Annotated in this window: 13 protein-coding genes, 2 pseudogenes and 1 other annotated feature; of the genes and pseudogenes, 11 read left to right on the forward strand and 4 right to left on the reverse strand. The window is 46.2% G+C overall.

Annotated elements, in window-relative coordinates; translation table 11 throughout:
* Positions 1–8 precede the first annotated feature (8 nt).
* The 3 genes from Q0K92_RS01985 (at position 9) to Q0K92_RS01995 (ending at position 3,448) form a co-directional block, all read left to right on the forward strand.
* The gene (locus Q0K92_RS01985) at positions 9–911 is read left to right on the forward strand and encodes a D-hexose-6-phosphate mutarotase (RefSeq protein WP_297324130.1); all 903 of its coding nucleotides are present in this window, start codon (positions 9–11) and stop codon (positions 909–911) included.
* Between the two features lie 108 nt (positions 912–1,019).
* Positions 1,020–1,979, forward strand: a complete 960-nt coding sequence (locus tag Q0K92_RS01990; protein WP_297324131.1) for a hypothetical protein — start codon at positions 1,020–1,022, stop codon at positions 1,977–1,979.
* Positions 1,980–2,077: 98 nt separating this feature from the next.
* Entirely contained in the window at positions 2,078–3,448 is a 1,371-nt protein-coding gene (locus Q0K92_RS01995) for an SLC13 family permease (protein ID WP_297324132.1), read from the forward strand.
* Here Q0K92_RS01995 and ampD read toward each other — a convergent pair.
* The gene (gene ampD, locus Q0K92_RS02000; protein ID WP_297324133.1) at positions 3,438–3,992 is read right to left on the reverse strand and encodes a 1,6-anhydro-N-acetylmuramyl-L-alanine amidase AmpD; all 555 of its coding nucleotides are present in this window, start codon (positions 3,990–3,992) and stop codon (positions 3,438–3,440) included. The genes Q0K92_RS01995 and ampD overlap by 11 nt on opposite strands.
* A 74-nt stretch (positions 3,993–4,066) precedes the next feature.
* On the opposite strand from ampD, the gene tmk reads away from it, so the two are divergent.
* Both tmk and holB read left to right on the forward strand, forming a co-directional pair.
* Positions 4,067–4,693 carry a dTMP kinase gene (gene tmk, locus Q0K92_RS02005; protein ID WP_297324134.1) on the forward strand — a complete coding sequence of 209 codons (627 nt, stop codon included), beginning with the start codon at positions 4,067–4,069 and terminating at the stop codon, positions 4,691–4,693.
* Positions 4,686–5,726, forward strand: a complete 1,041-nt coding sequence (gene holB, locus Q0K92_RS02010; RefSeq protein ID WP_297324135.1) for a DNA polymerase III subunit delta' — start codon at positions 4,686–4,688, stop codon at positions 5,724–5,726. Before tmk ends, holB begins: the two co-directional genes overlap by 8 nt.
* Here holB and Q0K92_RS02015 read toward each other — a convergent pair whose 3' ends face one another.
* Both Q0K92_RS02015 and Q0K92_RS02020 read right to left on the reverse strand, forming a co-directional pair.
* Complete coding sequence (locus Q0K92_RS02015) at positions 5,727–6,248, reverse strand: heme-binding protein (protein WP_297324136.1); 522 nt, start codon at positions 6,246–6,248, stop codon at positions 5,727–5,729.
* Positions 6,249–6,474: 226 nt separating this feature from the next.
* Positions 6,475–7,059 (reverse strand): hypothetical protein, encoded by a 585-nt coding sequence (locus Q0K92_RS02020; protein WP_297324137.1) that lies wholly within the window; start codon positions 7,057–7,059, stop codon positions 6,475–6,477.
* Between the two features lie 340 nt (positions 7,060–7,399).
* On the opposite strand from Q0K92_RS02020, the gene Q0K92_RS02025 reads away from it, so the two are divergent.
* The 5 genes from Q0K92_RS02025 to Q0K92_RS02045 all read left to right on the forward strand — a co-directional run bounded on the left by Q0K92_RS02025 (position 7,400) and on the right by Q0K92_RS02045 (position 13,365).
* Complete coding sequence (locus Q0K92_RS02025) at positions 7,400–8,110, forward strand: dienelactone hydrolase family protein (RefSeq protein ID WP_297324138.1); 711 nt, start codon at positions 7,400–7,402, stop codon at positions 8,108–8,110.
* A 55-nt stretch (positions 8,111–8,165) separates the two neighbouring features.
* Positions 8,166–10,709 (forward strand): hypothetical protein, encoded by a 2,544-nt coding sequence (locus Q0K92_RS02030; protein WP_297324139.1) that lies wholly within the window; start codon positions 8,166–8,168, stop codon positions 10,707–10,709.
* A gap of 141 nt (positions 10,710–10,850) precedes the next feature.
* A complete protein-coding gene (locus Q0K92_RS02035; protein ID WP_297324140.1) occupies positions 10,851–12,350 on the forward strand; it encodes a DUF4139 domain-containing protein in 1,500 nt (499 codons plus the stop codon).
* A gap of 410 nt (positions 12,351–12,760) precedes the next feature.
* Complete coding sequence (locus Q0K92_RS02040) at positions 12,761–13,024, forward strand: hypothetical protein (RefSeq protein WP_297324141.1); 264 nt, start codon at positions 12,761–12,763, stop codon at positions 13,022–13,024.
* Between the two features lie 50 nt (positions 13,025–13,074).
* Positions 13,075–13,365, forward strand: coding sequence for a hypothetical protein (locus Q0K92_RS02045; RefSeq protein ID WP_297324142.1), 291 nt, complete (start codon positions 13,075–13,077; stop codon positions 13,363–13,365).
* Between the two features lie 208 nt (positions 13,366–13,573).
* Here Q0K92_RS02045 and Q0K92_RS02050 read toward each other — a convergent pair.
* A pseudogene (locus Q0K92_RS02050) lies at positions 13,574–13,810 on the reverse strand (integrase core domain-containing protein); the annotation flags it as partial.
* A 47-nt stretch (positions 13,811–13,857) separates the two neighbouring features.
* Between Q0K92_RS02050 and Q0K92_RS02055 the strand changes: the two are divergent.
* Positions 13,858–14,216: pseudogene (locus tag Q0K92_RS02055) on the forward strand (transposase); the annotation flags it as partial.
* Positions 14,136–14,216 (forward strand) — a sequence feature (AL1L pseudoknot). This feature is flagged as partial in the annotation. (Overlaps the previous pseudogene by 81 nt.)

Consider the following 14,216-nt stretch of genomic DNA (forward strand, 5'->3'; position numbering starts at 1 on the left):
GGAAAATCATGACAATCGAACAACTCAACGCGCAATTCGGTATTGCAGGTCAACTGGAATTTATCGCAGGCAACGGCGGGCTGCCGATGATTCAGGTGAAAACCGCTAAAGCCAAAGCACTGATATCAATCCATGCCGGTCAGGTGTTGTCGTATCAACCGGCCGGTGAACCGGAAGATGTGATGTTTTTGAGCGCGAAAGCGTATTACCAGGACGGCAAAGCGATCAAGGGCGGCGCACCGATCTGCTGGCCGTGGTTTGGCGCCGATCCGGAAGGCAAGGGAAGACCAGGGCATGGTTTTGTGCGCAATCGTCCGTGGAATGTGGTAGCTACCGAGAAGATGGGGAATGGCGACATCAAGGTTACCTTGGGATTGGTGAATACACCGGAAACACAGGCTATCTGGCCGCATTCCTTTGTGTTGAACCAGGAAATTATCATCAGCGATTCTTTGAATCTGTCCTTGATTACCCGCAACACCGGGAAAGAAAAATTTTCCATCACGCAAGCGTTTCATACTTATTTCAAGGTAGGTAATATTACGCAAGCCAAAGTGCTTGGCTTGGAAGGTTGCGATTATATCGACAAAGCGGGCGGCGGCAATGCGCAAAAGCAGCAATCGGGTGCTGTGACCATCGGATCCGAGGTCGATCGCATTTATCTGGATGCTGGCAATACCTTAACGATCGACGATAGCGCACTGAATCGCCGTATCCAGATCACTTCACAAGGCAGCAAAACCGCAGTGGTATGGAATCCCTGGGAGAAAATTGCTAAGGAAATGGCCGATCTTGAAGATGCGGATTATCAGCGCTTGCTGTGCGTTGAAACGACTAATGCGGCGAATGATGTTGTTGAAGTTGCGCCGGGTAGTGAATGTCGGTTGGTTGCTAATTATCGGGTGGTATAATTTTAGATTGTAAGATAGTTCTGATAAACTAATGCCTTAAATTGAAGTATGGCATGGCAAGTTATCAGAATTAATTTTAACATCTCTAAAATTTGGGAATAGGCGTTCATGGAAAATCTTCTTCAGTTTCTTATCTTTGCTGCTTATCTTGGTGGGTTTTTAATTTGTTTACTCACTTTTGTTGTTTTTCTTATAGGTAAGTATGAGGATGGCAAGGTAGAAACGATTAGAATTGGGAAATTTAGCTTAGCCGCTGGAAAACTAACACATTATTTTTGGGGAGGAATATTATTTGCGATCGTATCGATGATAATTTTCGATAGATATGAAGATAGAAATTCAAATTTGGCGTGTGATAATGCTAAATGTGCTCAATTGACCGGTGAAAATAGAAATTTAGAAACACAAGTTAATGATCTAAAGAATAAATTATCAAAATTCGAGCAGACTGGAAAAGAAAAATGTGACTTGCTTGCAAAAACAGGGCATTTTATTTTTCACCAAAACACAAAATATCTCTTTACATCAACAGAATTTACGAAAAATCATGGTATTCGAGCAACAGCAATTAGCGGAAGCTGGGACAATGTACGCTGTATATCAGATGGTAATTCAGGATATCTTTTGGAAGGTATAGATACTTCTGTGCATGAAATTGAAGTTAGTGTACCTGGTGATGGGTTTAAATATATTGGAACTGCTGAATCAAAATACAAAACGCAGCTTCCGATCAATAACGATGGAACGTTTGGTATGCGAAGAATTCTTCATGAGATCGAAATGATTCCGAAGTATTCTTGTAAAGAATATGAAGAACAGTTCAAGGATAAGATAGCTGTATATGACGAATACAGAAGAGAGCTACATGGACGCAAAACGAATAAATTTAAAGAACAGCCGACTCAACCTTGTATAACTGCAATGGGGCAAGATAACTCGGCAATCGTTCTAATGTTTGCCTGTAGAAACTATACTAGGACGATGGTACAAGTAAAAAGTGACCATTTGTCAGTGAAAGAAAGTTCAAATATGAATTTAGCTGAACCTAAATCAAAGCAATGTAACTAGCTGATACAAAAAATCTCCATAAAAATTTAGCATGGTGAAATTACGAGCTAAAATTTTCTCTTTCTTTAATAATTTCTTGTATGTGGTTAAAAGAATCTATGTTACGCCACTGGACTTTAATTCTTGGTCCACTCCTTGCCGCACTCCTCGCCGCCAGCATGAACGCATCCGGTTGGGATGCCAAAGCCTGTTGGACAGGTGCCGTTGTGATGTTGTGTGTCGTGTGGTGGCTTTTTGAGTCGATTCCGATACCGGCCACTTCCATGATTCCGCTTGCAGTCTTTCCATTGGTTGATGTTCTGTCAAAGGAAGATGTGGCCAAAGCCTATGGAAACGATATGATATTGCTGATGTTAGGCGGATTTATGATTTCTGCTGCTTTAGCAAGTTCTGGCGCACATCATCGCCTTGCCTTGGGGTTGATTAGAATAATAGGCGGAAATAGCAGTCGGCGCATTGTTTTGGGTTTCATGTTTGCCTGCGCACTGCTTAGCATGTGGATTTCTAATACGGCAACGACGCTCATGATGATACCGCTGGCACTTGCTGTTATCGCTCAAAGTAATGATAAAAAACTGGCGCTTCCTCTGCTATTGTCAGTTGCTTATGGTAGCAGTATCGGTGGCTTGGGATCGCCCATCGGCACACCTCCCAATCTGGTTTTCATGAAGGAGTATGAAGGTTTTACAGGAAACACGGTGAGTTTCCTGGAGTGGATGAGTTGGGGGGTGCCTGTCGTTCTATTAATGGCACCGCTGGCTGGTTTGTGGCTGACACGTCATTTGAATTATGTCGGTAAGTTGACTATGCCGGAATCGGGTCGTTGGCGCCCGGAAGAGCAGCGTGTTCTGACTATTTTTGGCATAACCGTTCTCGCTTGGATAACGCGCACAGAGCCTTTTGGTGGTTGGAGTGGCTGGCTTGATCTTAAGGGAGCAAGTGATGCAACGGTTGCATTGATTGCTGTGCTTGCTATGTTTTTGATCCCCAATGGTCGTGATGGGAAACTTCTTGATTGGGAAACCGCAGTCAAAGTGCCTTGGGGTATTCTTATTCTTTTCGCCGGCGGTATCGCCATTGCTCAGGCCTTTGTTGAAACTGGCATATCCAAATCAATTGGTGAGCAATTGGCAGTGCTGTCTGGCCTACATCCACTGATCATTATTGTATTCGTTACGCTGGCAGTTATCTTTCTCACAGAAATAACGAGTAATACGGCAATCACCGTTTTGTTGATGCCGATTCTTGGACCTGCCGGCGTAGCAGCGGGTATTGATCCCGCTTTGCTAATGGTACCTGCTGCGATGGCTGCTAGTTATGGTTTTATGATGCCCGTGGGGACACCGCCCAATGCAATTGTGTTTGGAACCGGCATGGTTCCAATGACCAGTATGGCGCGTGAAGGGCTGGTGCTTAATTTTATTGGTGCTGTGGTTATCACGCTGGTGTGTTATTTGTTTATCGCTTAATGATGTTGCTACCCAGGCAATTCGTATATCTTTTCCAATCAAAATACGGCCCCGGATCAGTTTTGCGTCCGGGCGCGATATCGGAATGTCCGGTGATATCCTTGATCGGGTAGTGGACGCACAAGCACTCTGTCAATGCAATCAATGTTGTATATTGTGCATCGGCAAAAGGTATGATATCGCTGCCTTCCAGTTCAATGCCAATCGAAAAATCGTTGCACCGTTCCTTACCTTGCCAGCTGGATACTCCTGCGTGCCAGGCGCGCATATTACAAGGTACAAACTGTATGATTGAGCCATCACGGCGGATGAAAAAATGCGTGGATACCTTCATTCCCTGCAACGATTGGTAATAAGGATGCGCGTGCGGGTCGATTTGGTTTGTGAACAGTTCAATCACGCCATTGCCGCCAAATTCATTCGGCGGCAGGCTGATGTTATGGATCACCAGTAAGCTGATGTGAGTACCAACTGGCCGCTCATCAAAATTCGGGGAGGCGATAAACTGGGCAGTCTCCAGTAGACCTGCGGCATCTATTTGCATGCGTTAAAATGGACTGATGATTAACTGATCGTGCATGGTAGCTTACCTTCATAACACTTGAAAACAGAAAAGGCATGACACAAGGCAAATTCATTACACTGGAAGGCATTGACGGTGCAGGTAAATCGACTCAGTTGGCCTGGATCATCGAATTATTGCAACGTGCGGGGTTAACGGCTGTGGTTACGCGGGAGCCGGGCGGAACACCTTTGGGTGAGCAATTACGTACATTGCTGCTGGATAAGTCCATTGCCATGCATGCTGAAACGGAAGCATTATTGATGTTCGCCGCGCGCCGTGAGCACCTCGATAAAGTGATTCTGCCGAGCCTGGTACAAGGTCAATGGGTCATATCCGATCGCTTTACCGATGCCAGTTTTGCCTATCAGGGAGGCGGCAGAGGATTGGATGGCGAGAAACTGGCTATCCTGGAGCACTGGACGCAAGGTACGCTGCAGCCCGACTTAACGCTGTACTTCGATGTGCCTGTCGACGTGGGACAGCAGCGCGTGAGTCAAATCAAGGTTTCCGATCGATTTGAGCAAGAGCAGGCCGACTTTTTCCAAAGAGTGCGTGCGGCCTATTTGACCCGAGCCAAGCAGTTTCCTGATCGCATCAAGCTGATTGATAGCAGTCAATCTTTATCCGAAGTCAAAGCTGCGGTTGAACAGGTTCTACAGCATTTATTGAATCATGAGTGATATTTATAGCTGGCAACAGGGAATCTGGCAGAAGTTGGCGCAGAATCGCCAATTCCTGGGTCACGCATTGCTGTTAAAAGGGAAAAAAGGCATCGGCAAGTACGATTTTGCGCGTCATCTGGCGCAATCATTGCTATGCACAGCGCCCATAGCAGAACAAAAGGCTTGCGGGGAATGTTCAAGCTGCGGATGGTTTGAACAGAACGGACATCCCAACTTTTATCAGGTTATGCCGGAAGCATTAGCGGTTCACGCTGGTGAGTTGAATGAGAAAGAAGACAGTGACGAAAAGTCCGGCAGCGCCGCGACCAAGAAAAGTGCCAGCCAGCAGATCAGTATCGAGCAAATTCGCAAACTGACAGATTTTGTTTACATGACCGGGCATCAGGATGGCTACAAGATTATCCTGATTTATCCCGCCGAAACCATGAATAGATCGGCAGCCAATGCGCTGCTCAAGAAACTGGAGGAACCGCCGGCCAATGTGCTGTTTATTCTGGTCACGCATCAGGCACAGCATGTGTTGCCGACCATACGTAGCCGCTGCCGGCAAATCGCAATGCCGATACCGGATGTTGAAACTTCGATTGCGTGGTTAAAACAGCATGCGATCAATGACCCGCACGCTTGCCTGGCAGCCGTCGGTTTTTCCCCTTTGTCAGCCCGGCTGTTTGGTCAAGGAGAAAATGCGATGCAATACCAACAATTCATACAACACATCGCTGATTCCAAGCGACTGGATGCACTTTCTCTGGCCGAGGCCTTGCAGCCGGCAAATCTGTCTGTTGTTGTCAGTTGGTTGCAAAAATGGTGTTATGACTTGATCAGCTATCGCACCACTGGAAAAATCCGCTACTATTTGAATCAACTGGCTACCATCCAAGCGTTGAGCGGGCAGTTTGATTTGTTGGAGTGCATTACTTTTGCGCGTACTTTAAATGCAAAGCAACGATTGTCTCAGCATCCGCTGAATCCTCGCTTGTTCCTGGAAGAACTGTTTATCGACTACGCCGCGGTGGTGCGCAGCCGATAATCACTTGCTTTCGAACGTATCATCCGCTTTTAAGACTTTAAGTGCGGCACTGGCACACACTTCATCAAACTGAATCCCGGGAGCGCCGCCCACACCGATACCGCCGACCACTTCACCGCCGATCTTGATCGGGAAACCGCCGCCCAGCAACAGGATGTTTTCGTTCAATCGTGTCAGACTCTGCAATTCAGGTTTTTGTGTGACCAATACGGCATATTTATGTGTCGAGTCGCGCAAGCTATTCGCTGTGTAAGCTTTGCGGCGGCTGCTATCCAGCGTATGAGGTCCGGCGCCATCGGCTTTTAACTGCACTTTGAGTAATCCGGATTGGTCGACAATGGCAACGCTGACCTTGAATCCATCGTCATGGCATTTTTTTACGGCTGCCATTGCTGCCTGGGTTGATAATTCCAGCGGCAGAACCTTCTGCGTCAGTAAATCTTGCGCCCAGGCCGGATTGGATAATGTAAAGATTGATAACGCTGAAATACTGAGTATAACTTGGTGGAGTTTGTTGGTCATGATCAGGTTCCTTTTTAGGTCAATTAATGATATGGCCTGCTGGATTGCGTGGTACAGCGAGGCTAACATTCTTTTGAATCTATTTTCAGATTAATAGCCTGTTAAATATCTCTGAAAATAGATTTTACCTGATGTCACTTTGGAACAGGGCAGCAGTGATTATTTTCCTATCGTTGCTGCCCTGTGAGATGCAATCAGCAGTAAATCTGATCAATCATGATCATTTTTAACGACCTTTCTGCTTATTTTTGCTGTCGTCGTCGTCATCTTCCTCATCATCATTGCTAGCATCACTGTAATTTGCCATGTTGGCATTATCTTGAAGGAATGTAACTTCCCAGTTAGACGAATTACCGCGGCGATCCATATTCACGGTGACAATGGAATCATTAATCTTAACGCATGGGATCGTCAAGACACCTCTGTCCAGATCCACTGTGGAGATACATTCTTTGACCGGGATAGTTTTCTGTTCCAGGCACTTGGATACGTCGACAGTCACGGTGTCGGTCAGCGCGTTGCCTTGACTATCGAGCGGATGTACCGTCACGATTGCATAATTGCGCTTGATGACAACATCGGTCGCAGTTGCCAGCGAGCTGGTGACATCATTGCCTGCTGGATCGAGCAAAGGTGGTGCGGTGCATTGATTCAGCTGCCCGGTGAGCAAATCCTTAACAACCAAGCTCTTGTCAGCGATGAATATTTGATCATATTTGATGGCGACGCTTTCGGCAAATACTGTGCTGGTTGCACATAGTAATGAGGCTGCTACGCACGTGGAAAAAATTTTATTTCTTAGAAGTACCATTTTGCAAATTCCTCATAAAGGTTTTGTACATGAGATTTTCTCGGGTTCTTTAATTGTTGAGAAATATCAGAACAATCAAAGTGTTCTTGTTGCCGCAGCATAAGTATTCAGTTACATATATGAGATATGTGCGATAGCAAGATGTCGTTGTTATCGAATCAGATTTTTATTTATTGAATTTTTAGCACCGGTTAAGCGACTAAAGCGCTTATCAATGCGATATAAGAAGTTTATGTCGCATCTTTGCTGCACAAATGTAATAGTAACTGGACAAGCTGATATGCTGTTCAGGAAGAGAGTAATAATATATCGCTGGTGATTGTTTAATGAAGGAAGAAATATGATTACAAAAAACATTGATTATGAGGACGGCGGCCGGCTGCTCGAGGGTTATCTGGCGTATCACGATACCGGCAAGTCTAAGCCCGCTGTGTTGGTGGCACACGATTGGAGCGGGCGGCGTGAATTTGCCTGCAAAGCTGCCGAGAGAATCGCCGACATGGGGTATGTGGGTTTTGCGCTGGATATGTATGGTAAAGGGATTATCGGCGCTGATGGTGATGCGGAGAAGAACGGCGCATTAATGAGTCCGTTTGCGAAAGACCGGGCATTACTCCGGCGCAGAATCAATACCGCCCTGAACACGGTTCGGCAGCTGCCACAGGTCGACGCAACCAAAGTCGCTGCCATGGGTTATTGCTTTGGCGGCATGTGCGTGCTGGAATTGGCCCGCTCCGGAGCGGATGTGCGCGGGGTGATCAGTGTTCATGGCATTTTTATGCCGGGTAATGTCGCGAATGAGAAAATAACTGCTAAAGTGCTTTGCCTGCATGGCCACGATGATCCAATGGTGCCGCCGGAGCAAGTGCTGGCATTTGAAACTGAGATGACGCGAGCAGGCGTGGATTGGCAGATTCATGTCTATGGCGGCACGATGCACGCTTTCACGAATCCGAAAGCCAATAATCCCGATTTCGGAACGGTATACAAGGAAGCGGCAGCAAATCGCGCGTACCGGTCGATTGCTGATTTTTTGAGTGAAATTTTTTAACTGAATTGAATATGACTCAACGCTCAGATCTTTTGACAATGCTTCAATGGTCGGTATGAAAAGTACTATTTTAAAAGGCTTTGTCTTTTTACTGACCATGCTAATCGCACAACCGGGTTTTGCCCAAAAACGGATTTATCTGGCGCCTGATGATCACACCGATTACATGTGGACGGCAGGCGAAGCCGAGTATCAAAGTGTTTTTCTGGCTACCATCGACTATTACCTGGATCAGATGGATGCGACTGCGGCAAGCCCTCCGCCGTATCAGGCGCGCTGGAATGCCGACGGTAGTTTTTGGTTGTGGATTTATCAAAAGAACCGCTCAGCGACGCAATTCCAACGATTGATCAGTCGCATCCAGGACGGGCATTTCAGTGTGCCGCTCAACGCACTGGTGCTGTCAAATGGTGGCACGCCGGCGGAAGCGATTTTGCGCGGCATGTATTATCCGGGATTAATCCAACGTGCGTACGGCATTGATTTTCCGCTGGCGATTGCGATGGAAAATCAAACTTTGCCGTACGGCTTGTCATCATTATGGGCAGGTTCTGGGGCCCAATATTCATGGAAGGGCGTGTGCGGATGCGCCACGCATGTGCCGCATCTGAGCAACCGCGAACGCGAGATTTATTATCTCGGCGGTCGCGACGACAGCCGCATTTTGATGAAATGGAATTCGCTGTTGCTCAATATTACGGATGATAATACCTCCATTGGTGGTTATGCCGAAGGGCGTGATCCTTATACAACGATTCCTTTTATCGATACGGATGCGTCATTTGCAGCACGTTATCCTTTTCCGGTCATTGGTATTTTTGGCAAGGGAGAAGATGATCTCATCACCATCGACGACGAATTCGTCACCGCCGCGAAGCAATTAACCACGGCAAAACGCCAGGTCATTGTGTCGAATCAATTGGATTTTTTTAGGGATTTTGAAGCGCATCACGGTACAGAACTGGAAACCTTTGCGGCCAGCTATGGTAATGAATGGGAGCTGTATTCGGCTTCAATGGCGGAAGTTTCAGCGCGGGTTAAACGCGCCGTGGAGAAGCTGCGTAGCGCTGATGCGTTGGCTACGCTGGTTTCTTTGAAAAATTCCACCTTTATGAATAGCCGGATTGCGGCACGTGATAAAGCAATGCTCAATTTCGGTTTGTACTATGAACATAACTGGACCGCGGACGGCCCTGTTTCGCGCGCCGACAGAGCTGACTGGCAGCGCAGAATCGAAGGTGAGATTACATCGTACGTCGACACGCTGCACGAGGATGCAAAAAATCAGCTGGGCACGATGATTGCCCGAAGCGGCACCAATCCGAGGTTTTATGTGCTCAACAGTCTGAGTTGGAACAGAACCGATTATGCGGATTTCCCTGTCGACAATAAAAACCTGATTCATGTCGTTGATGTGGCGACCGGACAACAAGTGCCTTGGCAGTATGTGACGATTGACGGGCAAACCCGATTGAGAATTCTGGCCAGCGATGTGCCTTCAGTCGGTTACAAAGTGTTTGAAATCAAAAATGGTGCGGGAATTTCATTTTCAAATGCGGCAAGCGTGATCGGCAATGTCATTGAAAACGATTTTTACCGCATCACCGTTTCAAACACCGGCGCGATCACGAGCCTGATCGACAAAGCGCAGGGAAATCGTGAATTTGTGCGCAAAATGAATGACCGATGGGTTAACGATCTGGGGGGGAGGGGCGGCAGCTTTGCAAGCAAGAACCTCGGTGCGGTGAGCGTAACGCTGCGGGTGATTTCCATGAGTCCGCGTTTGCATACGACGCGCATTACATTGATTCGCGGTAGCAATCGCATCGAGATTCAGAATGAAATTCTGCAAAATTTCGGCGAAACGCTGACATGGGGTTATTCATTCAACATCGATTCGCCCGATGTCTGGCATGAAGAAGTTGGTGCGGTCATTCGCGCCAAATTGTTGCCCGATGGCGGACATTATTCGCCGAAAAATGCGCGGTACGATTGGCTGACGATCAATCATTTCGCCGATGTATCCGGTGACAATGCTGGCGTAACGCTTTCAAACGCTGATGCGTATTATATGAAACTGGGCAATAGCACACGGTCTGAATTTGATACCGGCACGCCGCAACTGAGCATTTTGGCGGGTGGTCAAGTCGATGGCGAGCATTTTGGAATTCCCTATCAGGGCGGCGATGCGCGATTCTTGCAACGGTTTGCCTTGCAAACACACGGTGCATTTAATCAAACAGCGGCGATGAAATTTTCGCTCGAACACCAGAATCCATTCGTAACGAGTGTTGTGACCGGAACAAATCCGGTTTACAGCGAAAACAGTCATACATTCCTAACCATTTCCGATCCGGATGTGCTGCTGTGGGCTTTGAAGCCGGCTGAGGACGGAATAACTCAGGGTGTGATAACACGAGTCTGGAACCAAGCCAATGCGGCGCGCAATTACACGTTATCGCTCGCTTCCGATATTTTATCGGGGAAAAGAACTACACATATTGAAACGGACATCGACGACGCCATGATTGTCAGCGGAAATTTATCGGCATCGCTCACCGCACATCAAATGCAAACACATCGGTTGCAGCTTCGATAACCGTGCATCGCGTTCAATTCGGCGCCTGCCATCATGCGTACATTTGAACAAACATAGTCTGATGGTAGTTCTCAACGATATCAGTTACTCTTTACTGATGTGTGCGTCAAATGGTTTTGTATCAAAATGGGAAAATTAGTGATGATGAATCATATTGAGTTTGTGCGGATGACGAAATGGCTGAAGAACGAATACTGTCTTGAGAAAGGCGCCAGGGCTGCAGCCGTTGCGGTTATTTTTTCCATCATTACATGTAATTCTCATGCGGCCGCAATGGATGAAAAAGTTTCTACGGCCCAAGATCAGGAAAGTATCGCGATTACGATTTACAATGAAAATCTGGCGCTGATAAGAGATTCGCGCAAAGTGATATTGGATCAGGATATCAATCGCTTAGCGTGGCGCGATGTGTCAGCCCAGATCCGTCCTGAGACAGCATTGCTGCGTAATCTCACCGCGCCTTCTAAATTTCGCTTACTCGAGCAGAATTTTGATTTTGACCTGCTCACTCCGGCGAAGCTGCTGGAAAAATATTCCGGCAAGGAAATCACCGTTATCCGTACCAATCCGATGACAGGTTCCGAGACGAGTGAAGCGGCGACTATCCTTTCAACCAATGACGGCGTGGTGCTGAAATTTAATGACCGTATCGAAACGGGGGTGTCGGGGCGGATGATATTTCCGGGTGTGCCGAAAAATCTGCGTGATAAACCCACATTACTTGTTTCACTGCTAAGTCCATCCCAAGGCAAACACGATCTGGAGCTTTCCTATTTGACGCAAGGATTATCCTGGCACGCTGATTATGTGGTTGCATTAAGTGAAACTGACGATTCGCTGGATCTGAATGGCCTTGTCACGCTGACCAACCAAAGTGGCATCGCCTACTACAATGCCAATCTGCAATTAGTCGCGGGTGATATCAATCGCGTGCAACCTGAGCAGCGCATTGCCCGAAAAATGATGGCGCTGGCAGCAGAAGCGGTTGATGCGGTACAGATGAAGGAAGAGTCATTCTTTGAGTATCATCTGTATACCTTGCAGCATCCCACGACGCTTTCTGAGAATCAGACCAAACAGGTTGTGCTGATGTCCGCACTGAATATTCCTTTCAACAAAGAATATTTGTTGCAGGGGGCGGATTATTATTATTCAGGAAAGCACGATACGATCAGTCAAAAGCACAAGATCCATGTATTCATCAATTTTCGTAATAAAGGGGAGGGCTTAGGTATTCCATTGCCCAGAGGTGTTATTCGCGTTTACAAAAAGGATTTGCAGGGCAATAGTCAATTCGTCGGGGAAGACCGCATTGATCACACGCCCAGCAATGAACGCATACGCCTTAAACTAGGCAGCGCATTCGATATCACTGCTGACAAAATACAGACCGATTTCCAGCAAATTGCCGGCACAGTGCGCCATACCAGCGTATTTGAAACTGCGTATCAAATTACCTTAAAGAATGCCAAGAAAGAAGCTGTCACTGTGCAAGTCCAAGAACCCATACCCGGTGATTGGGAAGTGATAGCCGAATCTTTGCCGCATGTGAAACTCAGCGCCGGTTTGGTGGAGTGGAAGGTACCTGTTGCAGCGGATAGTGAAGCTAAGCTGACTTATCGCGTACGTGTCAAATATTGAAAGGCTTCTGAACGATATCTATTACGTTTTTATACATGACGTGATGGTATTTTCAGGGCGTCAGCCGATTCCGCTTCGATGTGTGCGCCATTGTGACTGCTTCGAAAGTTGGTCGGCAGGGCGAAACGCTTTAAGTGCCAATTCAGGTAGCTTCCTTGATCGAATGCATTAAGCAGAAAACCAGTTCATGTGCATGAATCCTGAGTAGTTATTTATCAATAACCTAGCTACCCCCTAGATTTCTTTATTGCCGAATGTTTCTTGCAGTGCACCGATGCACAATCAGAGTAGAATAATTAATGGCATATGTATGCAACCGAACAGATAAGCCTGAGAAGAATGGCTATTATTAGCTTCGTACTCTTATAAATGATAAATAAACGATTTTAAATTACGGAGCTAAATTCAAAATGAAAATATCTAATTTACTACTGGCACTGGTTATCGGTTTGTTTTTCTCAACTGCACATGCTACTGAAACATTGCCTGAAAAAGGCGAAGCAGTTAAAAATGAAATCAAACGCGATGCGAACAAAGCAGTGGATCGTGTAGACGAAGCAATTTGTACTGATACTGATGTTGAATGTGCGAAGAAAAAGATTGATAATCGTGCTGCAGAAGGAAAGGATTTAATTAACGATAAGTCTTCAGAAATAAAAAATAAAATAGATTAGTTTAAATTTCATTATTATTCGAAATCGACACAACTAAATGGAGAATCATCATGAATCAAGGAAAAATCTTAACGATAGCGATTATTATGTATATGGCTTTTTTTACAGGTAGCGCATTTGCTTTTGATAAGTCTTTTCATCCAAACCATCAATTTGTTGAGAGAGAAAGTATTGGGCCAAATCTTAAGCCTGGTCTTGTTATCGATAAAGAAAAAGCAGCAAAAGTAAAAACTGCAGAAGAAGAAATGCAGCTTCCTTCTGGAGTAGTTCCAAGTGATCCTTCGCCAAAGAATTCAAATATCCCTACTGGAGCGGCTCGTAGGTTAATGCCGTCCTTGTAGTGTATTTTATTGTCTATTTTTTTACACTGGCACCCAGTGTCGTTGATAAAGCCCAGTGACATGATTGCAGAAAACAAAAGAGCACTTAGATCAATATTTGACTATGTGCTCTTTTGTTTTGGTGAAAAAGGGCGGATCGAATCACCTGTAGTAGTCTCGACCTGATCTGACAGTCACCCGATTTGACGATGTGTCTGTTAGATCAAATTCAGTTATTCAATGCGGTAATTTTATCGTCCCATACCTCCTTTGCGTCAATTAAAGTTTGGATAGGCGTACGCCCACAACACATCTTTCCTTGGTGGGTACGCTCACTATTGTAATTTGCCATCCAGTCATCCAGATCGTGCTGTAGCTCTTCGATGGATTGGTAAATCTTTCGCCTGAATGCTACCTGGTAGAATTCCTGCAAGATGGTTTTGTGGAAACGCTCGCAGATACCTGAATCGCCCCGGTATTTCCAGAGATAAAATGATTTGAGAGGAGGAGAAGATGAAGAATCAAATCAGTTATTCACCGGAAGTACGAGAACGAGCGGTAAGATTGGTATTCGAGCAGCAAAAGGAGCATGAATCGCAATGGTCGGCGATTAAATCGATCGCATCAAAGATTGGCTGCACAGCGGAGACGTTGCGCACCTGGGTAAGACGAGCAGAGACTGATCAGGGAATTCGAGGTGGTATGTCGACTGCGGATCGTGAGAGACTCAAGGAATTGGAACAGGAGAATCGGGAATTAAAGCGAGCCAACGAGATATTACGTAAGGCATCGGCCTATTTTGCGCAGGCGGAGCTCGACCGCCGACCGAAATAATGGTGACATTTGTCGATAGCAACAAAGCAGAATACGGG

This window comes from Nitrosomonas sp., from assembly GCF_024282095.1.
Taxonomy (GTDB): Bacteria; Pseudomonadota; Gammaproteobacteria; order Burkholderiales; family Nitrosomonadaceae; genus Nitrosomonas.